This is a genomic window from Pseudomonas sp. G.S.17, from assembly GCF_038096165.1.
Classification (GTDB): Bacteria; Pseudomonadota; Gammaproteobacteria; order Pseudomonadales; family Pseudomonadaceae; genus Aquipseudomonas.
In genome coordinates this window covers 1825518-1848657 of the sequence record NZ_CP151076.1, presented here as the reverse complement: position 1 = coordinate 1848657, position 23140 = coordinate 1825518, and the positions used below count along the sequence as shown (strand labels likewise).

General features: G+C 58.6%; 20 protein-coding genes. 1 reads left to right on the top strand and 19 read right to left on the bottom strand.

Going from position 1 to position 23140, the window contains the following annotated elements:
* Window positions 1-53: 53 nt before the first annotated feature.
* The 16 genes from AABC73_RS08465 to AABC73_RS08390 all read right to left on the bottom strand — a co-directional run bounded on the left by AABC73_RS08465 (window position 54) and on the right by AABC73_RS08390 (window position 18806).
* Complete coding sequence (locus AABC73_RS08465; RefSeq protein ID WP_341523197.1) at window positions 54-782, bottom strand: cephalosporin hydroxylase family protein; 729 nt, start codon at window positions 780-782, stop codon at window positions 54-56.
* Window positions 779-1477: a NeuD/PglB/VioB family sugar acetyltransferase gene (locus AABC73_RS08460; RefSeq protein ID WP_341523196.1), complete on the bottom strand. Its 699-nt coding sequence runs from the start codon at window positions 1475-1477 to the stop codon at window positions 779-781. Before AABC73_RS08460 ends, AABC73_RS08465 begins: the two co-directional genes overlap by 4 nt.
* A complete protein-coding gene (locus tag AABC73_RS08455; RefSeq protein WP_341523195.1) occupies window positions 1474-2610 on the bottom strand; it encodes a DegT/DnrJ/EryC1/StrS family aminotransferase in 1137 nt (378 codons plus the stop codon). The genes AABC73_RS08460 and AABC73_RS08455 overlap by 4 nt, the downstream gene beginning before the upstream one ends.
* The gene (locus AABC73_RS08450) at window positions 2607-3833 is read right to left on the bottom strand and encodes a class I SAM-dependent methyltransferase (RefSeq protein ID WP_341523194.1); all 1227 of its coding nucleotides are present in this window, start codon (window positions 3831-3833) and stop codon (window positions 2607-2609) included. The genes AABC73_RS08455 and AABC73_RS08450 overlap by 4 nt, the downstream gene beginning before the upstream one ends.
* The gene (gene rfbC / locus AABC73_RS08445; RefSeq protein ID WP_341523193.1) at window positions 3830-4390 is read right to left on the bottom strand and encodes a dTDP-4-dehydrorhamnose 3,5-epimerase; all 561 of its coding nucleotides are present in this window, start codon (window positions 4388-4390) and stop codon (window positions 3830-3832) included. The genes AABC73_RS08450 and rfbC overlap by 4 nt, the downstream gene beginning before the upstream one ends.
* On the bottom strand, window positions 4387-5469 hold the full coding sequence (rfbG, locus tag AABC73_RS08440) for a CDP-glucose 4,6-dehydratase (RefSeq protein WP_341523192.1): 1083 nt from the start codon (window positions 5467-5469) through the stop codon (window positions 4387-4389). Before rfbG ends, rfbC begins: the two co-directional genes overlap by 4 nt.
* Complete coding sequence (gene rfbF / locus AABC73_RS08435; protein ID WP_341523191.1) at window positions 5451-6224, bottom strand: glucose-1-phosphate cytidylyltransferase; 774 nt, start codon at window positions 6222-6224, stop codon at window positions 5451-5453. Before rfbF ends, rfbG begins: the two co-directional genes overlap by 19 nt.
* Before the next feature lie 188 nt (window positions 6225-6412).
* Window positions 6413-10003: a glycosyltransferase gene (locus AABC73_RS08430; protein WP_341523190.1), complete on the bottom strand. Its 3591-nt coding sequence runs from the start codon at window positions 10001-10003 to the stop codon at window positions 6413-6415.
* 108 nt (window positions 10004-10111) lie between these two features.
* Window positions 10112-11704 carry a flagellar hook-associated protein 3 gene (locus tag AABC73_RS08425; RefSeq protein WP_341523189.1) on the bottom strand — a complete coding sequence of 531 codons (1593 nt, stop codon included), beginning with the start codon at window positions 11702-11704 and terminating at the stop codon, window positions 10112-10114.
* A 13-nt stretch (window positions 11705-11717) separates the two neighbouring features.
* Window positions 11718-13784, bottom strand: a complete 2067-nt coding sequence (gene flgK / locus AABC73_RS08420) for a flagellar hook-associated protein FlgK (protein WP_341523188.1) — start codon at window positions 13782-13784, stop codon at window positions 11718-11720.
* Window positions 13785-13794: 10 nt separating this feature from the next.
* Entirely contained in the window at window positions 13795-15054 is a 1260-nt protein-coding gene (flgJ, locus tag AABC73_RS08415) for a flagellar assembly peptidoglycan hydrolase FlgJ (protein WP_341523187.1), read from the bottom strand.
* A 10-nt stretch (window positions 15055-15064) separates the two neighbouring features.
* Window positions 15065-16174 carry a flagellar basal body P-ring protein FlgI gene (locus AABC73_RS08410; protein ID WP_341523186.1) on the bottom strand — a complete coding sequence of 370 codons (1110 nt, stop codon included), beginning with the start codon at window positions 16172-16174 and terminating at the stop codon, window positions 15065-15067.
* Window positions 16175-16187: 13 nt separating this feature from the next.
* The gene (gene flgH / locus AABC73_RS08405) at window positions 16188-16901 is read right to left on the bottom strand and encodes a flagellar basal body L-ring protein FlgH (protein ID WP_341523185.1); all 714 of its coding nucleotides are present in this window, start codon (window positions 16899-16901) and stop codon (window positions 16188-16190) included.
* 93 nt (window positions 16902-16994) lie between these two features.
* Window positions 16995-17783 (bottom strand): flagellar basal-body rod protein FlgG, encoded by a 789-nt coding sequence (gene flgG / locus AABC73_RS08400; RefSeq protein WP_020290767.1) that lies wholly within the window; start codon window positions 17781-17783, stop codon window positions 16995-16997.
* A gap of 46 nt (window positions 17784-17829) precedes the next feature.
* Window positions 17830-18570 (bottom strand): flagellar basal body rod protein FlgF, encoded by a 741-nt coding sequence (locus tag AABC73_RS08395; RefSeq protein WP_341523184.1) that lies wholly within the window; start codon window positions 18568-18570, stop codon window positions 17830-17832.
* Window positions 18571-18629: 59 nt separating this feature from the next.
* Window positions 18630-18806, bottom strand: coding sequence for a hypothetical protein (locus AABC73_RS08390; RefSeq protein WP_341523183.1), 177 nt, complete (start codon window positions 18804-18806; stop codon window positions 18630-18632).
* A gap of 71 nt (window positions 18807-18877) precedes the next feature.
* Between AABC73_RS08390 and AABC73_RS08385 the strand changes: the two genes are divergently transcribed.
* Entirely contained in the window at window positions 18878-19081 is a 204-nt protein-coding gene (locus AABC73_RS08385; protein ID WP_341523182.1) for a hypothetical protein, read from the top strand.
* A gap of 25 nt (window positions 19082-19106) precedes the next feature.
* Here AABC73_RS08385 and AABC73_RS08380 read toward each other — a convergent pair whose 3' ends face one another.
* The 3 genes from AABC73_RS08380 to AABC73_RS08370 all read right to left on the bottom strand — a co-directional run bounded on the left by AABC73_RS08380 (window position 19107) and on the right by AABC73_RS08370 (window position 23135).
* On the bottom strand, window positions 19107-20855 hold the full coding sequence (locus AABC73_RS08380; protein ID WP_341523181.1) for a flagellar hook-basal body complex protein: 1749 nt from the start codon (window positions 20853-20855) through the stop codon (window positions 19107-19109).
* Window positions 20856-21073: 218 nt separating this feature from the next.
* Entirely contained in the window at window positions 21074-22426 is a 1353-nt protein-coding gene (gene flgE / locus AABC73_RS08375; RefSeq protein ID WP_341523180.1) for a flagellar hook protein FlgE, read from the bottom strand.
* 28 nt (window positions 22427-22454) lie between these two features.
* Complete coding sequence (locus tag AABC73_RS08370) at window positions 22455-23135, bottom strand: flagellar hook assembly protein FlgD (RefSeq protein ID WP_341523179.1); 681 nt, start codon at window positions 23133-23135, stop codon at window positions 22455-22457.
* Window positions 23136-23140: the final 5 nt, after the last annotated feature.

Below are 23140 nucleotides of genomic sequence, written 5' to 3'. Positions count from 1 at the left end.
CCATACAACCGATGAATAAACAAAAAGGATTCAGACGACAAACCAACCCGCGATCAACGCACCCGGCGTAGATAACCGTCCGGGGCAACCGTGATCAGCAGCTTGCTGTGAATGGCGGCATCGATTTCGAAATCCTGATTTTCTTTCAGGTAGGCCCAGACGGCGGTTTTCGGGTTATCACCTTTGCCCCATGGCCGATCCGGAAACGCGTCTTCGGGCATGTCCTCAACCACCGTATCCATCACCACGCAATAACTGCCAACCGAGACCAACGGGGCATAAAGACGCAGCTCTTCCAGAACGTGTTCGTGGGTATGGTTCGAATCCAGGACTACCAGGACTTTTTTGCCGGCAATGCGCTGTTTGACCTGCTCGACGATGGCCGGATCGATGCTGGAACCCTGGATCATTTGAATCCGGTGGCTCATCGGATGCGCTTCGATGGCTTCGCGGTTGTGCTGACGGATATCGATATCCACGCCCAATACATCGCCATGCCCGATCAACTGCAGCATTGATGCGTAGAACACCAGCGAGCCGCCGTGGGCGATACCGGTTTCCACGATGACATCCGGCCGCAATGCCCAGATGATTTCCTGCATGGCGACCATGTCCTGGGGGAACTGAATGATCGGGCGCCCCATCCAGCTGAAGTTGTAGGTGTACTTGTGTTTGGCCGTGGTCCCAACCCAGTCCAGTGATGTGGCCTGCAGCGCTTTGTCCTGTTCCAGGCCATCAATGTTTTGTTTTACTTCTTCCCGAAACTGCTCGTGGGGATTCATTGGAAACGCTCCGAAATAGGGTGCGGCGTTGAACTGAAAACCCGGCCATCCTGATAGGACGCCGCATTCGATCTGATTATTCTGGCGGGATTACCCACCACCACGGCGTAGTCCGGCACGTCCCGGGTCACCAAGGCTCCGGCGCCAATGGTGACCCAGCGACCAATGCGCAGACGTGGCAGGACCGTGGCATTGATACCAATGAACGTGCCATCGCCGATTTCCACGCAACCGGCGATACAGACACCCGGTGCCAGGAACACCGAGTGGCCGATCCGGCCCTCATGCCCGATAACGCAGGCGGAACTGATGCTAGTGTTGTCACCCAGCTCGACATCGGCTTGCATGATCACGCCCGCCTGCAAATAGCAGCCGACGCCCATTCGGGTCATGCTCAGGTCAATGCCGGGGTGGATGAAATTGGTCAGCGTCGCGCCCAGCTCGACCAACTCACAGGTGGTTTCATAACGCAGCGCAGTGGAGCCAGTGATCAGATTGACGAAGCGCGCGTCCGGCCCTTTCAACTCGGGCACACGCTGGGAACCGCCGATGACCGGCACACCAAAAAACAGCGTGCCGTGCCTGGCCGGGTTGTTGTCGAGAAACGCAAACTCAACGTTCGCATTGGCGCGACTGACCGAGCCGATCATGCGCACGGCTTCCGGATTTGCCGCGCCCAGCAGATAAATGTTCACAACAGGCCTCTGCCGCTGCACAGATCGCGAAGCACGGCGATGACTCGCAGCTGATCGGCATCCGTCATGTCGTGATAACTGGGCAGATTGATTGCCCGTTCCGACAGTGAAAATGCGGTCGGGGTATTCACGGGTGCCTGGTCTGGGTCCGTATGCTCGAACATCGGCAACGACGACAGCGGCCAGAAAAACACCCGCGCATCAATATCGTCAGCCTTGAACGCTTCGATGAGGATGTCCCGGGTCACGCCAGTCGACTCGGCGAACACCACGGTGGGCATCCAGTAGCCATTGCGCGAATGGTCCGGCTGCGGATTCATGCTCAGGCCCGGAATCTGCAAGAGGGCCTGGGCGTAGGTATCGAAGATCGCCCGCTTGCGTTCGATCAGGTCATTGATCCGTTCGACCTGGGCGCAGCCGATGGCCGCCTGCAGGTTGCTCATCTTGTATTTGAAGCCAATGAAGTCAGGCCAGAACTGCCGCGAGCTGCCCGCGACCCGGCCATGATTGGACAGCGTCAGCACGCGCTCATAGATCGCTCGATCCGAGGTGACGAACATGCCGCCTTCGCCGGTGGTCATGGTCTTGGTGCCATGAAACGAAAACGCGCCGAACGCGCCCAGTGATCCGGCAGGTTTGCCCCGCCATTGGGAGCCGATGGCTTCGGCGGCGTCTTCAATCACTGGAATACCAAATTCCTCACCAATCGCCAACAACGCGTCCATGTCGCACAGATTGCCGTACAGATGCACAGCGACGATGGCTTTGGTGCGCGGGCTAATCGCTTCCCGGACTTTAGCGGGATCCAGGCACCAACTGATTGGCGACACGTCGACGAATACCGGCGTCGCGCCCAGATAAGTAATCGGCGCGGCGGATGCGATCCAGTTGGTATTGGCCAGAATGACTTCATCGCCGGCACCGATACCCAGTGCCGCCATCCCCATATGCAGCGCACCGGTGCAGCTGGAAGTGGCAATTGCCCAGCTCGCGCCTATGTGTTCGGCGAAGTCTTTTTCGAAACGATTGAGGTAGTCGTAGCAGCGCTCGCCCCAGCCGTTCTGCACGGCATCCAGGACATAAGACGCTTCAAGCTCGCCAACGCTGGGTTTGGTGTAATGAATTCTGCTCATCGAAAACTCAACTCCGGAATCGCAACGACAAAACGTCCACCCCAACTGCTGACGCAGGCAAACTCCCGGGTGATTTCATCTATCAGATTCCACGGCAGGACCAGCACATAATCCGGCTTTTCCAGCGCGATGCGCTCGGGGCCCACCACCGGAATACGACTGCCCGGCAAGAACTTGCCTTGCTTGTGCGGGTTGGCATCCGCCACCCAGGCCAGCAGGTCCGGTTTGACCCCGGCATAGTTGAGCAAGGTATTGCCCTTGGCGGCCGCGCCATAACCTACGACGCGCTTGCCTTCGGCCTTGGCCTGCAGCAGAAAGCGCAGCAGTTCGTGTTTGATGCGTTCGGCGGCCGGTGCCAGGGTCGCGTAGAACTCGGGGCGGGTGACGCCAGCCAGCAATTCGGCGGCCAGTGCCTGTTGCACGGCGGGCTGCTGCGCGCGACGTTTGCCGTCCGCGCGCTGCACGAATACCCGCAGCGAGCCACCGTGCGTCGGCAGATGGCTGACATCAAAGATTTCCAGCCCATTGCGCTCGCACAACGTCTGTACGGCGGTCAGTGACAGATAGGAATAGTGTTCGTGATAAAGCGTGTCGAACTGCGCACCGGCCATGAGCGCCAGCAGGTGCGGAAATTCGAAGGTGGCGACGCCCTCCGGCTTGAGCAGTACCGCGAAGCCAGCCAGGAAATCGTTGATATCCGGCACATGAGCCAGCACGTTGTTGGCCGCCATGAGATCGGCTGCCCAGCCGTCTTCGACCAGCTGCAACGCGGTCTCACGACCAAAGAACAGTTCGCGAATCTCCAGGCCCTTTTCCCGCGCGGCCTTGGCGGTGCTGCGGGTAGGTTCGATGCCCAGACAAGGAATGCCGCGTTTGGCCACGTATTGCAGCAGGTAACCGTCATTGGCGGCGACTTCCACCACGCGACTCTCGGCCGTCAGGCCAAAGCGCTCGACCATGGTTGCCACATAACGCTCGGCATGTTCCAGCCAGGTGCTGGAGAACGAGCTGAAGTAAGCGTAATCGGCATCAAACAGGCTTTCGGCGCTGGTGTAATCCTCGGTCTGGACCAGCCAGCAGCACTGGCAGACCTGAACTTTCAAAGGCACCCATTGCTCGGCGACTTCCAGCTGTTCCGGGCGCAGATACGCATTGGAAGGCGGCGCAGTGCCGAGATCGATCAACGGCAGATTCAACAGGGTGCCGCAACCGCGACAGTTCATACGTGCACTCCGCTAAACCGGGAATCCAGCAGTGGATGAGAAGCATCCCTTGCCGACAGATTTTTGACAGCCAGCGGCCAGGCAATCGCCAGACGCGGCTCATATACAGACAGGCCGCCCTCATGCTCCGGCGCATAGTCAGCGCTGTGCAGGTACAACAATTCGGCATCATCGGTCAGGGTCTGAAAACCATGGGCAAAGCCCGCCGGAATCAGCAGACTGCGGCCATCACCAGCGCGCAGATGCTCGGCATGCCAGTGCAGAAAAGTTGGCGAATCCGCGCGCAAATCCACCGCCACATCCCAGACTTCGCCGCGCAGGCAGGTAATCAGCTTGGCTTCCGGATGGTCGCCGTTCTGATAGTGCAGGCCACGCACGCTGCCTTGCTCGCGCGTGCAGGAATGATTGATCTGGCGAATATGAAACGGCTGGTCAAAGCCGCTCAGGCTGCCCTCGCAGAACAACCGGGAAAAATGCCCGCGAGTATCTTCGTGGCGCTTGTGCTGCACGCTGAACAGTCCCGGTAACGGCAATGCCTTCAACAGGAATTCGCTCACGGCTGCCCCCGATACAGGCTCAACTGAGCCAGGGTTATCTCACGCATGTTCTGGCCGGACTTCCAGGCCAGGTGCCAATCCAGCGTGTGTTCCAGGCATTGTTGCAGCGACCAGCGCGGCTTCCACGCCAGCAGCTGATGGGCGCGACTGCTGTCCAGACGCAACAGGCCGGCTTCGTGCAGTTCGCTGGGTTCGATACGCATGCCCGGTCCGCGAGGCCAGCGGCTGGCCAGCAGCTGCACCACTTCACCGACGCTGCACATATCGTTTTCGCCGGGGCCGAAGTTCCAGGCACCGGCAAATGCCGGCCCATGCTCGTACAAACCTGCGGCCAGCAATAGATAACCCGCCAGTGGTTCCAGGGCGTGCTGCCACGGGCGCACCGCCTGCGGGTAACGCAAGGTCACCGGCTCATTGGCCGACCAGGCCTTGAGCACATCCGGAATCAAGCGCTCCGGGGCGAAATCACCGCCGCCCAGCACATTGCCCGCGCGCGCGGTGGCCAGGGCCAGGCCGTGTTCGGCATACCGATCCGCAGCGAAGAACGACGCCGCATAGGACTGGGCCAGCAACTCACAACAAGCCTTGCTGCTGCTGTAGGGATCATGCCCGCCCAGGGGTTCATTCTCGCGATAGGGCCAGAGCCATTCCTGATTGGCGTAGACCTTGTCGGTGGTCACCAGCACGCAGGCGCGCACGCCGCCGATCTGGCGAATGGCTTCGAGCAGATTGAGGGTGCCCATGACATTGCTGGAATAGGTGCCCAGCGGATCGCGATAGCCTTCGCGCACCAATGGCTGGGCGGCCAGATGCAAGACAATCTCCGGCCGCGTCTCGGCGATCAGCTCCAGCAAGGCGCCAAGATCACGCAGGTCGCCGCGTTGATCGTTGATGCCGTCGGCCACGCCCGCCAGTTCGAACAGGCTGGGTTCGGTGGAGGGTGCCAGGGCAAAACCACTGACCTCGGCGCCCAGGCTTTGCAGCCATAGCGTTAACCAACTGCCTTTGAATCCGGTGTGGCCAGTGAGCAATACCCGCTTGCCACTCCAGAATTGCGAACTCAGACCCACTGCTTCCACGGGGCCTCCCCGCTCTGCCACAGTTGTTCGAGGTAATTCTTGTCGCGCAGGGTGTCCATCGGATGCCAGAAACCGTCGTGCTGAAACGCAGCCAGTTCGCCGCGCTCAGCCAGGCCCATCAAAGGTTCGGCTTCCCAGACTGTCTCGTCGTCGGGAATCAGCGACAGCACTTTGGGCGACAACACAAAGAAGCCGCCATTGATCCAGCCACCGTCGCCACGGGGTTTTTCCGTGAAACCGCGCACCAGATGGCCATCGCGCTCCAGTGCGCCGTAGCGACCCGGAGGCTGCACGGCGGTGACCGTGGCCAATTGTTTGTGGGACAGATGAAAGTCCACCAGCGCACTGATATTGAGATCGGAAACGCCGTCGCCATAGGTGAAGCAGAAGGCTTCTTCGTCCTCTACGTAGCGGCTGGCCCGGCGCAAACGGCCACCGGTCATGGTGTCTTCGCCGGTATCGATCAAGGTGACGCGCCACGGCTCGCTGTAGTTCTGATGCACGTCCATGCGGTTGTTGCACATGTCGAAGGTGACGTCCGAGGTGTGCAGAAAGTAGTTGGCGAAAAAATCCTTGATCGCGTAGCCCTTGTAGCCAAGGCAAATCACAAAGTCATGGATACCATGAGCCGAATACTGCTTCATGATGTGCCAAAGAATTGGCTTGCCGCCGATCTCGATCATTGGCTTGGGCTTGAGGTGCGATTCCTCACTGATCCTTGTGCCCAAGCCACCCGCCAGAATTACTGCCTTCATCTACTTCCCTCTTGTTCTGCGCTGACCGTACCGGGCATTAGTGCATCTACTGCCAGCCAGACAACCAGCGCCCAACGCTTGCAAGCGGCCAAGCCGCTATGCCCGATTTATGGCGATCCCAAGAGGAACTTGCAGGAAACGCGCCAGCTCGGATACCCGAGCGACGACAGAGGAAAAACAGCGAGGGGTCAGTCGCCGAGCCAGGCGTTGACCCAGTGCTCCAGGTTATCGCCGCGCAACATGAAGTCGCGCAACACCACTTCACGCAACTCATCACCCATGCGATAGCTGGCATCGGGATCGGCCAGGTGCATGCGAATTGCCTGCACCCATTCTTCGGTGCTGTTACTGACCACTCGTGTGCAGGGCAGATAACCGCGATACGACGCGGTGTCGGTGCATATCACCGGATATCCGCAGGCGCCGTACTCGAGAAGACGCAGATTGCTTTTGCAATCGTTAAAGATATGAAACTCCAGCGGTGCTAGCGCCAGATCGAGGTTCAGGCTGGCAAGCTTGGCCGGGTAGCTATCCAGGTCAATAACCCCATGAAACTCGTGCACATAAGGCCGAAGCTCCGCGGGACACATGCCGAAAAACACCCATTCAACTTCATTGGCCAGCTCGCGAACAACGTCGGCAATGACCTCCAGATCGCCACTGTGACTGGTGCCGCCACCCCAACCAACCCGAGGCTTGCTGGCAACCCGTCGTTTGCAATGGAAATCGTCCCATAGATGGGGCGCAAGCATGTTTGGCACGACACGAATGTCGTTGTGCATGCTCGACAACGCATCGGCCAAGGGATAAGTCGTCACGACAACGCGATCACAGAGGCCGATGCCTTTGCGCACCAGTCGCTCCATCTCTTCACTTCCAGGCTTGTTACGGGTATGGGCGTTCTTTTTCGTGGTTTGCACAACGTAGTCATCGAGCTCATAGATGCGGCGAGCCGCAGAGTACATCTTCAGCGGGATGATTTCATTGATGGGTCCTTCGCTGTAGCGACACTGCAAGATGATCGCATCCGGTGCCAGGCGCTCAAGCTCAATGATGGTAGGCATGTCGTAATAAATCCGCCCCGTCACCCGGCCTGCCGCTTGCAGTTCGATCATAGGCTGGGTCACGCGATAATGGCCGACCGCCGAAGCATTGATCGGCAACCCGGCCACCACCGGCAGCGGCTTGCTGACAAACGGGTTCCAGCCGGTTCGCAGACCGGGTTCAAGATTGAAACTCGAACCGCCCATCGTATTTAGCGCGAGATTGGTGTTGTATGCCGGATCTCTGGCAATGATCGGCAGCCAGCGCTTGTAATACCCTTCGCGGTCCCTGGCTTGCCGTTCCTGGATGACAGGGTCAGCACCCACCGCTGGCTGCGAACCCATCGCCAGCTGCGAATAAGGCGTCCAGACCACCAGATGGCCGCGCTGGCGGATACGCAGGCACAAGTCGATTTCGCTCAGGCTGTGCGCAAAACCTTCCTCGTCCAGCCCGCCGACTTCGTCGAATACCGCCTTGCGAACCAGCAAGCAATCGCCGCCTACGGCACTCAGATCCTGCACCACATGCAATCGATGCATGTAGCCAGAGACATTCATCAGCTCGCCGTAATACGGTACGCCAGCCGGTCCCTGCAGGCCGAGGATTACCCCCGCATGGAGAATACGACCGTCCGGGTTGAAGAGCTTGGCACCAACGATTGCGACTTCGGGACGCTGCCCGTGATTGAGCAATTCGTCCAGCCATCCCGCTTGAGTAATCACCGCCGTTGGGTTGAGCATCAGCAGATAATCACCATCGGCATGCTGCGCGGCAAAGTTGCGCAGCCCGGCGAGACCGCTCGGTTGCGGGGAACTGAGCACGCGCAACTTGCTGCTGCCCAGCTGCGCGATGCCCCTCAGCCAGGCCAGGGTTTCGGCTTGTTCGCTGCCGTTGTCCACCAACAGAATTTCGTATTCGCTGTAAGCCGTCTTCTCCAACAGGCTATCGACGCAACGCTGCATGGCGCCAAGCTGATCCTTGGCAGCAATGATTATCGAAACCAGCGGGCGACTCGCATGCTGATAATCGACCCGGTTAATCAACTCGATGTGGCCCTGGCGTACCTCAGCGACAACACCCAGACGCTGCAGATGCGCTTGCACAAGCGCAGTGTTCTGCTCAAGAACGTCGGGAGACGCCAGCCATTGAGAGAGCCCCGACTGGCACTCAACGAGCAGTTCGCTGATGTGCTCCACCACTTGCGTACCGTGGCTTTCCACTAAACGCCAAAGCAGGTCGTGGGGCGCCAGCTCACCAAAGCTCGAATCAAAGCCTCCCGCCGCCAGCAACGCCGACCGCTCAAACGCCAGAATGCGCCCGACGTAGGGATAGCTGCGCATAAGATCGAGATTGAAATCCGGCTTGAACGCCGGGTCCGAGGATTCGCCTTCGCGCAGTCTACCCTCGTCGCTGTACATGCAACGCGCGTCGTCAAAGGCCACGATGCGCTCGGCGAGCACCAGCAACGCTGGCTCCACTAGACGATCCCCCGCACGCAGCAGATAAACCCAGTCGGCGCCGTCGAGCTGCCCGAGCACCTCGTTGAGCTGCTGCCAGCCCGCCTGAAACGGCATCCTCAGGATGTTTTCATCGACCGAAACTTCGCTGTAGGCAGTCGACAGTACCAGTATCAAGTCCGGTGTGTAGAGTTGCCCGACAAGGCTGCGCAGAGTGACTGCCACGCCAGCTCCATCGGGTGTCTCGTCAATAATTACCGGCACTATTTTCGGCCGCCATGGCCATGAATCCAGAGTATCGGCCAGTCGTAGTTTCTGAGGTTCGGACAACGTCCGGCAAGCCAGCCACTGGGTATAAAGTTCGGTGAAACTCAGGCTCTCTACGCCTACCCGCCATGGGAGCGTGGTCTGTTTGGTGCCCAGGGACCGACTGAGCGGCAGCTCATCCCAGACCCGTGGCGATTCTGCGGCGCGGGTCAGCGGCAGGTAACGAACCCAGCCTGCTGCGGGTGCCGATTCCCCGCTTCGGGCTTTGAGCATCTGCAATAGCCACTGTCTTTCCTCAAGCGCCGCATCCTTCATTGGCTGCTGGCGGCTGAGACGCTCCGGGTACAGGCGCTCTACACCCAGAACGTCGTTGAGTACCACCACATTGCCACGCCGCATCAAGCAGACGTAGAGCGCGAAGTCCAGGGTCGCGACGAAACAATGGCCCGGCTGGGTCAACGCTGGCAGTAACTCCAGAACATCAGCACGCAGAAACAGCGCGTTGCTAAAACCACCGAGAAAGTTGACCGGAAAGTTCTCGAATATCGCCAACAAGTCATCGCCTTTGAAGATGCTACTGGCGGGTGCAAGCGCACTGTTTTCCAGACGCGACGGCAGCTGCATGCTGTCGGCGTCCCAGAACAGACGCTGACCGAACACCAATCTGGCATCCTCCTGCTCGACAAAGGCGTTAACCTGACGCGCGATACACGCGGGGAAGAGCTGATCATCGTCGCAGAGAAATTTGATGTATTCGCCGTCGGCCTCATCCAGGCAAGCCTTGAGGTTACCCACCAAGCCCAAGTGTTGCGCGTTGCGCACATAGCGCAGATCCGTGGCAAGTCCCGCAAAGGAATCGACGATGGCTTTAATGTCGTTGCCAGGACTGTCGTCGCAAACGATAACTTGCAGATTGGCGCAGGTCTGACTCAGGGCGCTGGCTAAAGCCGCCTGGAAGAAACGCGGATTGAAAGCGGGGATGACGATACTGACGCGGGGTGCTGAATTCACAGGGCTTACTCGCGAGCGGCGGGCATCCGGTCTGGCGGACGATGCCCATTAACCGCTGAAAAAGACGGTTGATGCTCGGTAACATGCCGCGTCCTTGCGGCCTTGCGCTTAAAGCTTGCTGAACAGGTTCAACTGGGAAACCCGAGTGAACACCAGCTGGGAAGCGGTCAGCATCGTCTGTTGCATGGTCAGGCGACCAATCGCATCCACCGGGTCGGAGTCGACGATCTTGCCCTGCTCAACAGTGTTGTTGCCCTTGAGCAAATCGTTGGTGGTGCCTTGCGCATCCGCACTGGCCTGACGTGCCCCTCCGGCTGAAATTGCGCTGGACACCTGCTCTCTACCGCTGGCGACGTTGCCCAACGCAGAGTCCAGCGCAGCGCGCAATTTCTGGCTGGCCACGGGATTGCCATCCGCTGGAGTATTGAGGGCGGTTATCACCGAGGACAAGGTATTCAAGATGTTTTGCGTTTGCTGCGTACCGCCTTTGACCACGAACGTGTCGCCCACAGCCGGGGTGCCGCTGACCTGGAACGTGATGCCCGAAGCACTGGTTGCCGGGCTGGTGCTGCCACTGGAAATCTTGGCGCTGGAACTGGTCATTGGCGACGCGTACAGGTCGAAATCAGTCGCGCTGGTGAACTTGATGATTGCGCCGCCTGGCGGGAAGCTGTTGTTGTAAGCGGCCAGATCTGCGGTCGAAGTCCCGACCGTAGCACCCGTAATTACAGCATTGGGCACCGAATTACCCGGGCTCGCGGTGGTACTGATCTGGTCCGGGGTTGCCGCCAGGACGAACGTATGGTCCTTCAACGCATTATCAGCGGCGGTCGTCGAGGCCCGCTCCGCCGCCGTCAAATTGATGTTCAGCGACAGGTCCACGCCGCGAAAACTGATCACCTGATTAGCCGCATCGGCTGAGGAAAAAGTGCCAGTGCCGCTGGCGTCTACGGTCACATCATTGAGCGCGGCATCGGTAATTTTGTACTGGGTGCTGCTCAGAAACGTGACGGTGTAAGGCTGACCGCTGACGTACTGGCTGTTGTAGTTCGCGTTGGAGGTCACAATCCCGCCAGACAAACTGATTTTGCCGTCATCAACAGCCGGCAACGTCAAGGTGGCCGACGTCCGGGTAGTGTTGATTGCAGACTCGAAGGCATCCCAACCGGTGGTATTGCCGGCGATGCTCAAGCCGTCGCCGACGGCCAGATTGATCGCCGTCTGGTCGCCGTTGTAAGCGTAGGTGCCATCAGGATTTTGCGAGTACGGAGGCACGGAGGACTTGGAGCCGGAGAACAAGTATTGGCCGTTGGAATCCTGGCTGTTCATCAGGCTCAGGATCTGCGATTGCAGCTCTTTGAGTTCGGCAGCGTTGGAGGCACGATCCGCATCGGTATAGGTGCCGTTGCCCGCCTTGACGATCAGTTCGGAAGCGCTCTGCAAGGCAGTCTGGATGCTCCTCAGCGCCGTTTCCGATTTGGTCACGTTGGTGCTGACGGCGCTGATATTCGACTCGTACTGGGTCAGCATCGAGTTCTGCTGGGCAAGTTGCAGAACCCGCGCGGCGCCCACCGGATCATCGGCAGCGGAATTCAACTTGATCTGACTGGCGACTTCCTCACCGGTCTTGATGACATTGGCGTAAGTGCGCGTGTAGTTGGCAGAGCTGGTTTCGTAAAACTGGGCAGTTGAAATACGCATGAATTACGACTCCTTAAAGACTGTTGATCAGCGTGCTGAAAATGGCTTGTGCCGCTTTGATGATCTGCGACGAAGCGGTGTAGTACTGCTGATATTTGACCAGGTTGGCGGCTTCCTCATCGAGGGAAACGCCGGATACTCCGTCACGCGCGCTTTTTGACTGGGTCAGCAGCGCGGCGGTTGCAGTGGTATCGGTCTTGCCTTGTGCGGCGTAGGTCCCGACGGTCGATACCAGCGAGCCATAGGCGCCCGCAAGGCTCAGACCCGTGGAACCGTTCGCGCCGACGCCGACCGTTTGCTTGGTCTGCAAGGCGGTTGTCGCAATAGCATTGCGGTTATCGGCCGAACCAGCGCCGGTGAGGGCAATGTTGTAAGTGTCTTTATTGCTCGGCGCGCCGGCAATCGTCATGTCAAACGAGTAAGCCTGAGCGGCGCCTGCCGAGTCGGTGTAGCCCACCTGCAGGCTCAGCACATTGCTCTGGCCGGGAACGATGGTCCCAGTGACCGCGACGCCGTTTTTGTCAAGCACTGCAGCACCCGTCGCATCCAGCAACTGATAGCTTTGCGAGCCCGAGGTAACAGGGCCGAACAACAATTTCAGCGGCGCGGTGTCTTTGATGGCGTTACGCAGATCCGCAGTGCCAACCGAGTCGTAGATATTGGCCTGGGTGGTCAGCGTCGGTTGGGTGTAGGTACCGCTGCCCAAGTTGCTGGCACCTGCTGTTGCCGTCAATGGCGCGGCGGCAGCGAGGTTTTTCGGATCGGTGATAACCGTCGTCAGCGCTGCAGCGGCGTTGCGGGTCGGCGTCAACGTGAACGAGTCACCGGCTGCAAAAGGTGTGCTGGGCGGCACGGTTGCCGCAGGCAGCGACACCTGAAAACCCAAACCGGCTGGCGTGGTGCTCGGATCGCTGATCTTGCCGGCGCCGACGGCGGTGCCATCGGGCAGGCTGCGAATCGTGTAGTTATCGTTGTCGCTGAATGTCACCGAATAATCGCTGGCGCTCAGTTTGCTGGTGTCAGTGATCGTGACGTTCAGGTTACTTGTACCTGGCGTATTACCGGTCTTGCCGATGCTGCGCTGGGTAATCTGGCTGAGGTCATTGATGCTGTTGAACAGATTGCTGCCAAACGCCCCGTTGCTGTCGACACCCTGGTTCAGCTGGCTGTTGACCTGATCGGACAGCACCAGCGCCACGCGGCCCAGCTCGTTGATGGCGGGCGTCATGACTTCATTGCGGTAGCGCAGCAGGCCGCCGATGCTGCCACCGGTGATGACCGAGGTCACGTCAGTGGTGGTCGAGCCGGAGGAAATCTTGACGCTGTACTGCGCCGGGTCGGCAGCGCTCGGCACAGCGGTCATGGTATTGGCGGTGCTGCCGTTCACCAGTGCCTGACCAGTACCGATATAGACGTCGTAGTTGCCGTTGTTTTCAACCACTTTGGCGCCGACCAGCTCGTTGAGCTGGCGGACCGACTCATTGCGCGCATCCAGCAGACTGTTCGGCGTGGTGCCGGTGGCAGAGCTGGACGTGATCTGCTTATTGAGCTTGGCAATCGAAGTCGACAGATTGTTGACCTGATCGGCCAGCGTTGTCAGCTGGGTATTGATGGTTGAGCTCTGGGTGTTCAGTTGCGCTGCGATGGAGTTGAATCGCGCGCCCAGCGCCGACGCCTGCTGCAGGAACAACGAACGCGCAGTCGTGTCGGTCGCCGAGGTCGAGACCCCTTGCAGATTGGTGAAAAACGACGCGAGGGCCGGGGAAATACCGGTCGCGGTGTCGGACAGCAGCGTGTCGGTCTTGCTGGCCTGGCCCGAATAGGCAGTCGCGTCGGCACTGAGCGCGGTACTGGTTTGCAATTGGGTATCGAGATAGCTGTTGTAGATCCGCCGCACATCGGACAACGTCGTACCGGTGCCGATATAACCGGCGCCCAGATTCTGCTGCGCCGAAGCGGTGGTCATGACCTGCTGACGCGAGTATCCGGCGGTATCCACGTTTGCCGTGTTATTACCGATGGTGTTCATCGCGGCACTGCTTGCGGTCAGCCCTGAGAGCCCAATTGAAATCAGTGACATGGTTCAAGCCTTATAAAGTAGTGGAAGAGCCCGTTGCGGCTGCGTAAGTCTGGTAACTCTTCATCTGCTTGGCGATTTGCGAAATCTTGCTGGCGTAGTCCGGGTCAGTGGCATAACCAGCCTTCTGCAATTCTTTTACAAACTGTTCCGGGTTATCGGCCGAATTCACGACTTCTTTATAGCGATCGTTATTCTGAAGCAGGCTGACCAAGTCGTGGAAACTGTCGGCATAGGACGAATAGGAACGGAAGTCCGCCGTTTCCTTGACCATCTTGCCGTCACGGAACTCGCTGGTGATCGCCCGGGCTTCTGGACCTTTCCAGCTGCCTTGCGCCTTGATACCGAACAGGTTGTGACTGCTGCTGCCATCCTGCTGACGCATGATGGATTTGCCCCAGCCGGTTTCCAGTGCCGCCTGGGCAACCAGCACCGTTGGATCGATGCCGATTCGGGCTGCGGCTTCCTTGGCCAATGGCAACATGGTTGCGACAAACTGATCGGCGTTGCTGAACGCGCGCTTGGCCGGAGCCAGTGGCGGCTGCGCCATGCTGCGCACATAACTGGGCGTGGCCGGTGCGAAATTAGGGTCCAGCGTCCAGTCGCCATTGCCTTTGCCAACAACACTGCCGCCGGCGACATTAGCAGCTGTGCGCGCGGTGGGTGACAAGGCGTTGGCGGTGTTTGGAACAATGCCGGCCAGCAGCCGATCGGTCAGTTTGGTCGGCAGCGACAGGCGACGCGCATTGAGCATCGCCATGTCGTTGCGGCCTTCGCCGTTGGCCGCCGCAGCGGCTGCCGCCTGATCCGCCGCCGCCGAACGCGTGGCCCACAAAGGACGCTGATAAACGCTGGTGGCCAGTGCGGTCTTGGCGGGCGCGACTGCACCCTCAGCCTTCGCGCCGTCGGTGGTCGCGGCGTCCGCAGCTACCGGTGGCACGCTCTTGTTTTTCGAGAGCTGGCGCATCAACACATCCTGCAGGCCGATACCGCCGCCTTTGGTGGACATGGAAACCGCCAGCTGCTGGTCGTACATGTCCTGGTACTGACGGGTCGCTGCGGTGTTCATCGGGTTGTCTTTGGCCAACACTTCGTTGGCTGAACGCATGGCCTTGAGCATCTGACTGACGAACAGCGATTCGAACTCCTGAGCCACCTTTTTCAGGTTGCCCTCGCTATTCTTGTCACCGTTTTTCAACGAGTTCAGACGATTGAGGTCGGTGTAGGCCCCTGAATCGCTGGCCGAAGAAATCGGGCTCTTAGGCATATCCATGCGCAGTTCCTCAGATCACGATCAGGTCGGCTTGCAACGCGCCGGCCTGCTTCAATGCTTCGAGAATGGCCATCAAGTCGCCGGGCGCAGCGCCCACCTGGTTAACCGCGCGAACGATTTCATCCAGCGTGGTGCCAGGGCCGAACTTGAACATCGGATGCAGCTCTTGTTGCGCGTTGATCTTCGAGCGCGGCACGACCACGGTCTGACCGCCGGACAAAGCACCCGGCTGGCTGACAATCGGGTCTTCGGTAATCGTCACGGTCAGGCTGCCGTGGGTCACGGCGGCCGGCGATACTTTGACGTTCTGGCCGATGACGATGGTGCCGGTGCGGGAATTGATGATGACTTTGGCGGAAGTCTGGCCCGGATCGACCTCAAGGTTTTCCAACACCGACAGATAATCCACGCGCTGACTTGGATCCAGCGGCGCAGTCACCCGCACCGAACCGCCGTCCAGCGCCTGGGCAACACCAGGCCCGAGCAGATCGTTGATCTTGTCGACCACGCGCTTGGCGGTGGTGAAATCGAAGCGGTTCAGGTTCAGGGTCAAGGTATTGCCCTGATTGAAACCGCTTGGCACGGCACGCTCTACCGATGCGCCACCCGGAATTCGCCCGGACGATGGGACGTTGACAGTAATCTTCGAGCCGTCACGACCCTCGGCATCGAAGCCGCCCACCACCAGGTTGCCTTGGGCAATGGCGTAGACGTTGCCGTCGACACCTTTCATGGGCGTCATGAGCAACGCACCGCCGCGCAGGCTTTTCGAGTTACCGATGGACGAGACAGTAATGTCGACCATCTGCCCCGGCTTGGCGAACGGCGGCAGGTCGGCATACACCGCCACGGCGGCAACGTTCTTCAACTGCACCGTACCGGAACCGGTCGGCACCTTGATGCCGAACTGCGCCAGCATGTTGTTGAAGGTCTGCAAGGTGAACGGCGTCTGCGTGGTCTGGTCACCGGTACCGTTGAGGCCGACCACCAGGCCGTAGCCGATCAATTGGTTGGTCCGCACGCCGGAAATACTGGCGATGTCTTTCAAACGTTCGGCGTGTGCACCGAACGTGGCGGACAGCAGCAGTACGGCGGCTATCAGTTGCTTGAGCTTGATCATGTCTATCCCGCTATCAGAAAGGGAACAACGGGCTGAGGAAGAACCGATCGAACCACCCCGGCTGACTGGAATCGGCGAACGAACCGGTACCTGAATAAGTAATGCGCGCATCCGCCACACGCGTGGAGGAAACGGTGTTATCGGTGGCGATATCGTCGGCGCGGATCAGGCCGGCAATGCGCACCAGCTCGTCGCCGGTGTTCAGAGTCATCCACTTCTCGCCACGCACCGACAGAATGCCGTTGGGCATCACATCGGCAACGGTCACAGTGACCGAACCGGTCAGGCTGTTGCTTTGTGCAGACTTGCCGTCGCCTTTGGTGACACGGTTGCCGTTATACCCGGCGTTCAGGCTCAGATCACCACCACCCAGCGGGTTGTTGGTGCTCAAACCGGCGCCGAACAGCGAGGTCAGGCCGATGCTGTTACTGCTGCTTTTGCTGATCCCGGAACTGGCCGCCTTGCTCGCCGCCATCCGCTCGGACAGGGTGATGGTGATGATGTCACCGACCCGGTAAGCCTTGCGGTCGCCATACAGGTTTTGCTCGAAACCCGCTTGATAGATCGAGCCGTTGTTCGCCGCAGCAGGCAACGGTGTGCGCGGCAACACCGGCGCGTAATAAGGGTCATTAGGCTTGGAAGCCGGGGCAACGCAACCCGTCAGCAGGGCGATTCCACAGAATGGAACGACCAACAGAGAAAGCCGCAGAACAGGAAGCCGTTTCATGACACTTAAAACCTCGCGGTGTAGCAGACGCTTATCAGGCGCCCTATCGGATTGAGCAGGTGATGCAACAGGCCGGACAGATCCATCAAGGCCTTACAGGTTTTGCGTGATGTTTTGCAGCATCTGGTCGGCAGTCGAGATCACTTTGGAGTTCATCTCGTAGGCGCGTTGGGTGGTGATCATGTTGACCAGCTCCTCAACGGTGCTGACGTTGGAGTTTTCCAGGGTGTTCTGCAAAACCGGACCAAGACCGTTGAGGCCAGGTGTGCCGACTTGCGGGGCGCCGCTGGAAGCGGTTTCCAGAAAGAGGTTACCGCCCTGAGCCTGCAAACCGGCCGGGTTGATGAAGTCCGAGGTCTGGATGTTGCCGATGACCTGCGGCGTAGCAACGGCGCCCGCAAGCGTGATCGACACTGTACCGTCCTGGCCGACCGTAAAGGTCTGGGCGTTCTGCGGCACGACAATCGCAGGCTCGAGCGCATAGCCGTTGGAGGTCACGATCTGGCCGTTGGAGTCCAGGTGAAAGGTACCGTCGCGGCTGTAGGCGATGGTGCCATCAGGCTGCATGACCTGGAAAAACCCACGACCATTTACCGCCAGGTCGAGCGGGTTGTTGGTGGTTTGCAGGCTGCCAGCAGTGAAGTTCTTCTGGGTGCCAACGATCCGTACACCGGTACCCAATTGCAGGCCGGACGGCAATTCGCTGTCCTGGGTCGACTGGGCGCCTGGCTGACGTTTGATCTGATACAGCAGGTCCTGAAATTCAGCGCGATCACTTTTGAAACCGGTGGTCGACACGTTGGCCAGGTTGTTGGAGATGGTCGTCAGGTTGGTGTCCTGAGCGGCCAGACCGGTTTTGGCGACATATAGTGCAGGAAGCATTGTTTCTCTCCTCGTGCGTCGGATTATCGACGCAAGCTGTCAATGGTTAGCCTATCTGCAAGACGCGAGCCATGGACTCGTCGTTGGTCTCGGCGGTCTTCATCATCTTGACGTGCAATTCAAATTGACGGGACAGGGTCAGTACCGAAGTCATCTCTTCAACGGCGTTCACGTTGCTCGCCTGCAGGAAACCTGATTCAACCTGAACGGTGGCGTCTGCCGGCGCGGCAGCCCCGCTCTTGGTGTGCATCAGGCCGTCAGGGCCTTTTTCCATGTTCTTTATGTCGGGCCTTACCAGCTTGATGCGGTCGATCTGCGCCATGACAGTTGGCGTTTCGCCCAGGGAGCGAACACTGATCGTGCCGTCGGCGCCGATCTCGATCTGCTGCTGAGGCGGCACGGCGATAGGACCGCCGTTGCCCATAACCGGCAAACCGCTGCCATCACGCAACACGCCGAGAGCATCGATGTTCATGCTCGAAGTGCGGGTGTAGGCCTCGCCACCATCAGGTGTCTGCACGGCAATCCAGCCATCGCCCTTGACGGCAACGTCGAGGTCGCGACCCGTGTCGATCATTGCGCCGCCACTGAAGTCAGTCCCGGGACGCTCGCTCATGGCGTAGGCACGCGACGGCTGAACCTCACCAAACACCGGCATCGAACGCGCCTGTTCAAGGTCACGCTGGAAACCGTTGGTAGAGACGTTTGCCAGGTTGTTGGCATGAGCCTTTTGCGCAATGGCGTTTTCGGATGCACCGCTCATTGCGACGTAAAGCAACTTGTCCACAGTCTTCCTCCTCTGACAGACGCTTGCCGCCTGTAGCTGTTCTGATAGGGACAAAGCAATTATCGAACCAACTTGTCAGGACTGGTACAAAGCACTGATTGGCCAGCAATATCGGGCGCAGGCGCTATCTCCGGCAAAATTCGTTCTGCCGACGCGGCGGCGGACTGCCGCATTTGGCCAAAACCACCGGAGGCGCCGCCAAAAAAACTTCGGTGAACCGCCAGCATCGCATCCATGAAATTTCCTCGCACCCACCCGCGCGGTGATAGGCTTGATCACAGCGCACTCTTCAGCGCAGCAGGTACTCATGAACAGCCGCATTGGTTTCACACTGATCATCGCAACGCTGCTGGTGCTGGTGCTGGTGCTGGGCCCTATAAGCGCCCAGGCCCAGACCGCCCGCTATTACAAGTGGCAAGGCGCAGACCGCGTGGTCTGCGCGCAAACCAGCCCCGGAAAGGGCTGGACTCGCTTGCACGGCGCATTCATCAAATCGGACTGCTCAATCTGATTGCGACAGTGCTCATCGCCATTTATCAAGTGGATTGAATCAAGGTTTGCAGCAACGTGACCTCCGTCGAGATCGCCTTGGAGTTCGCCTGATACGCGGTCTGTGCCTGAATCAACTCGATCAGTTCGTCGCTGAGTTCGACGTTTGAACCCTCCAGCGCCCCGCCGATAATACTGCCCAGCGTACCGACCCCGGCGGTGCCGTAATTGGCGATGCCCGACGCATTGGTTTCGGTCCAGCGCGAATCGCTTTGCGGTTGTAAACCCTGCTCATTAGCAAAACTGGCGAGCATGACCCGCCCGATATTGCGAGTCAGCCCGTTACTGAACGAAGCCCGCAGAGTCCCGTCGTGCTCAAGGTTCAGGCCCATCAATCCGCCAGCGGCGTGACCATCGGCCTGTGGCGAAGTCCGCGCCGTTGCAGCGCTGTATTGGCTGAGCTTGCTCATATCAAGGGTGATGCCGCCCGCACCGGCAACCGCGCCATTGGATATCCATTGCTCACGACTGGTACCTCGATCCCGCACCTTGGCCGGCACCCAGCCTTGCAGCTGAAGCTTGCCGTCGCCACTGGCCGTCAACCCCGGAGAACCGGTGATCGACCGCAATGACCCGTCGGTGTTGAACACAATATTCGCCGTCAGCGGCTGTTTCGAGCCAGGGTCCATGGGACTGCGGTCGTTGACCAGAAGCTGCATCTGCCAACTGTTCACGCCGTCCTTGATGAAATACTGCATGAGTTCATGCTTGTTGCCCTGGCTGTCGAAGATGCCAGTGGGGAACGTGTTGTTGTAGGTTTTGATATCGGAAACATCGAATACCGGAACAGGACGCACCATCACTGGATCATTATCATCCAGCGCACTGAGCGCGCCATCCTCCAGAGACAGAGAAACCGCGCCATTATTTGGCGCAGGACTGACACTCCACGAATCTCCTGTTTGTTGCGCGGGCTTCCAGCCAATCAATGTGAACTCCGTATCGGAGAGTTTTCTGATATGTTCGGTATTGCCGGAATATTTGATTGTCCCATCCGCTGCTTTATTTAAAGTGACGTGCAGCGCGCTGGTACTGGAAGGATCAACCGGATTGCGGCCATCGATCAATACATACATTGACCACTGATCGTCGTCCGTCTTGACGAAATATTGGCTGAGTTGATGGTCAGCGGGCGGTATAGCACCGACTCCTTTGTCCTGGATGGTTGTTTGCGTCACCTTGGTATAAGTGGCTGCATCACCTGCGTCAAACTTCGGTAACGCGCCCAGTGATTGCGATGACGCGTTCAGGTTGATCGTGTCCGAGATCCGCGTCGTGAACCTGGGAGCCATGGCCGAAGTGTCGATCCTCAGATCGGTACGCACCCCATCAATAATCTCGCCTTTCTCATTGGCCGCGTAGCCTTGCAAGCGCCCGCCTTCGCTGTCCACCACAAAATCCTCGGCGTCCTTCAAGAAAGCCCCGGCGCGGGTATACGCCAGGGCACCGCCATCACTGACCACAAAGAATCCGTTACCTTGAATCCGCATATCCAGCGGCCGGCCATGGGTGGTCATGGAAGTGCCTTGATTGAAGTTCTGCGACACATTGGCCAAACGCACGCCGTCACCTGTGGCGTTGCGTCCATTACTCAAATGTGCTGATGAATAAAGTGCCGCGAACTCTGCGCGAGACGACTTGAAACCGAGCGTCCCGACATTGGCAATATTATTACCGGCCACTTCAAGCCTTTTATTGGCAGCGTTGATACCGCTGATAGCAACATTGAACGACATGAAAACTCCCGAACCGCAAGCGCGGCGCTTATTAAGGAGTTTTTATTGTCTCAGCAATGCAAGTAGGAAATTTCCATATAAATTGTGCGACAGCTCTATAACTTCAGACACCTATTTCTATATGAATCAGTGTTTATCCTTTATTGAGACCTGTCATTCGCAGCGATAAAAAAACCCCTCCGAAGAGGGGTTCTTTATCCATCAGTCCAACCCCATTATCAGGTCATCTGAATAGTGGTCTGCATGATGGTGCTTTGAGTCGAAATGGTTTTCGCATTCGCCTGATAGTTGCTCTGCGCCTTGATCAGGTTAACCAGTTCGCCGGTCAGGTCGACGTTGGAATCCTCCAGCGCCTGGCCGGTGAGGTAGCCCAGCGTTCCCGACTCCGGCACACCGCTGACCGGCACGCCCGAAGCAAAGGTTTCGCGCCAGTTGGTGCCGCCGGCAGGTGCCAGGCCTTGTACGTTGGCGAAGTTGGTCAGCGAAACCTGGCCGATCACCTTGGACTTGCCGTTGGTGTAGGTCGCGAACAGGTTGCCGGTGGCATCAACGCTCATGGCGCTGATCTGGCCTGTGGCATAGCCGTCCTGATCCTGGCTGATCAAACCCGATGCCGAAGCAGTCTGGGTGGCGGTCATCATGTTAAGCGTGATGTCTGAACTGCTCGCGCCATTATCTACCCAAGTCGTGGTGGTGCCGCTGACAACGGGCGTTGCCGGCTTCCAGCCAGAGATAGTGAACGTACCAGCGGTGGCATCGAACTTGATGTTCGCGCCATCAGTAGGCGCCGCGCCCGTACCGGTCGTAGGCGTTTTGACAATCAACGCACCACTGGAATCAAACGACAGATCAACCTTGTCAGCCGCTACGTCCACTGGATCAGTGCCTGGGTCGCTGATGTTGCGACCGTCAACCAGCGAGTACATCGACCACGAATTGGTACCGGTCTTCACGAAATACTGATCAAGGGTGTGGGCATTGCCCTGGGTATCGTAAATCGGCGTGCTGTATTTGACGTTGTAGCTCTTGGTGTCGGTCGGACTGAACGTGGCCACCGTTGGAATCGCTTCCGACGAGTTAAAGTTGGCCTTGTTGGTGATCGAAGTGGTTGTTTTCGGCTCCAGGTTCGACGAGTCGACCTTGAGATTGCTCAACGCACCCACCACCACGTTGCCGTTGCCATCGACGTTGTAGCCTTGCAGATTCTGCCCAGAGCTATTAACGACAAAACCTTCCTTGTCGGTATGGAATGCGCCCGCACGGGTGTAGAGCTTTTCACCGTTGTTGCTGAGCATGAAGAAACCATTGCCATTGATCGCCAGGTCCAGGCTGTTGGCCGTACCGGTGGTCAGGGAGCCCTGGGTGAACTGTTGCGACACGGCGGCGGTGGTTACGCCGCTGCCGACGTTGGTCTGGCCGGACGTGCCGCGAATGGATTGCGCGTACTGGTCGGCAAACTCCACACGGGAAGACTTGAAGCCGGTGGTCGCGACGTTGGCAATGTTGTTGCCGGTGACGTCGAGACTTTTGTTTGCCGCATAGAGCCCACTAAGACCGATATTGAATGACATGTAACACTCCTGCGCCGTCTAGTCGGCTCTAAATTCCGATTGTTTGCACTTTGGACAAAGCGATGCTGCTACCGCCCGCCAGATTAAGCGTCATCTCCCCACCATTGGTGGAAGTGGTCACGCTATTGACCGTGGCCGGCAAGTAAGTAGCCAACGAAGTGCCCTTGCCATCAATACTGCCGTTCGCGACAAAGCTGTAAGTGCCAGCGGGGGCCGCTTCGCCGTCGCTGTTGGTGCCATCCCACGTGAAGCTGGTCTTGCCGGCAGGCTGGGTACCCAGGTCCACCGTGTCGACCAGGTTCATGCTGGTGTCGTAAATCTTGACCGTCGTGGCGGTAGACGATGCGGGAACGACAACCGAACCGGTCATGCCCTTGGTGGTATCGACAACTGTGGAACCTGCTTCCACGATCACCGAGCGGCCAACCAGAGACGATGCCTGCAAGGCTTGCGACGACTTGTAGCTGGTGGCAATCGAATCGACTGTCGAGGTCAGGTTCTGCATGCTTTCCAGGCTACTGAACTGCGCCAGCTGGGCGACGAACGCCGTGTTGTCCTGCGGATCCAGTGGGTTCTGGTTCTTCATCTGCGTCACCAGCAACTGCAGGAATGAATCCTTGCCCAGCGCGGCACCCGAGTTGCTAACAGTCGGCGTCGGGTTTTGCAGTGCATTGATGAAACTGGTTGACGATACGTCTTCAACGGCCATTTGTT

Excerpts from the sequence above, each read along its gene's own strand:
- AABC73_RS08390 (WP_341523183.1), bottom strand. The coding sequence starts at position 18,806 with ATGGATGCGATGCTGGCGGTTCACCGAAGTTTTTTTGGCGGCGCCTCC.
- flgK (WP_341523188.1), bottom strand. The coding sequence starts at position 13,784 with ATGTCACTGATTTCAATTGGGCTCTCAGGGCTGACCGCAAGCAGTGCC.
- flgE (WP_341523180.1), bottom strand. The coding sequence starts at position 22,426 with ATGTCATTCAATATCGGTCTTAGTGGGCTCTATGCGGCAAACAAAAGT.
- AABC73_RS08380 (WP_341523181.1), bottom strand. The coding sequence starts at position 20,855 with ATGTCGTTCAATGTTGCTATCAGCGGTATCAACGCTGCCAATAAAAGG.
- AABC73_RS08455 (WP_341523195.1), bottom strand. The coding sequence starts at position 2,610 with ATGAGCAGAATTCATTACACCAAACCCAGCGTTGGCGAGCTTGAAGCG.
- AABC73_RS08425 (WP_341523189.1), bottom strand. The coding sequence starts at position 11,704 with ATGCGTATTTCAACTGCCCAGTTTTACGAAACCAGCTCTGCCAACTAC.
- rfbF (WP_341523191.1), bottom strand. The coding sequence starts at position 6,224 with ATGAAGGCAGTAATTCTGGCGGGTGGCTTGGGCACAAGGATCAGTGAG.
- AABC73_RS08465 (WP_341523197.1), bottom strand. The coding sequence starts at position 782 with ATGAATCCCCACGAGCAGTTTCGGGAAGAAGTAAAACAAAACATTGAT.
- flgH (WP_341523185.1), bottom strand. The coding sequence starts at position 16,901 with ATGAAACGGCTTCCTGTTCTGCGGCTTTCTCTGTTGGTCGTTCCATTC.
- AABC73_RS08370 (WP_341523179.1), bottom strand. The coding sequence starts at position 23,135 with ATGGCCGTTGAAGACGTATCGTCAACCAGTTTCATCAATGCACTGCAA.
- flgG (WP_020290767.1), bottom strand. The coding sequence starts at position 17,783 with ATGCTTCCTGCACTATATGTCGCCAAAACCGGTCTGGCCGCTCAGGAC.
- AABC73_RS08450 (WP_341523194.1), bottom strand. The coding sequence starts at position 3,833 with ATGAACTGTCGCGGTTGCGGCACCCTGTTGAATCTGCCGTTGATCGAT.
- AABC73_RS08385 (WP_341523182.1), top strand. The coding sequence starts at position 18,878 with ATGAACAGCCGCATTGGTTTCACACTGATCATCGCAACGCTGCTGGTG.
- flgJ (WP_341523187.1), bottom strand. The coding sequence starts at position 15,054 with ATGGATATGCCTAAGAGCCCGATTTCTTCGGCCAGCGATTCAGGGGCC.
- AABC73_RS08410 (WP_341523186.1), bottom strand. The coding sequence starts at position 16,174 with ATGATCAAGCTCAAGCAACTGATAGCCGCCGTACTGCTGCTGTCCGCC.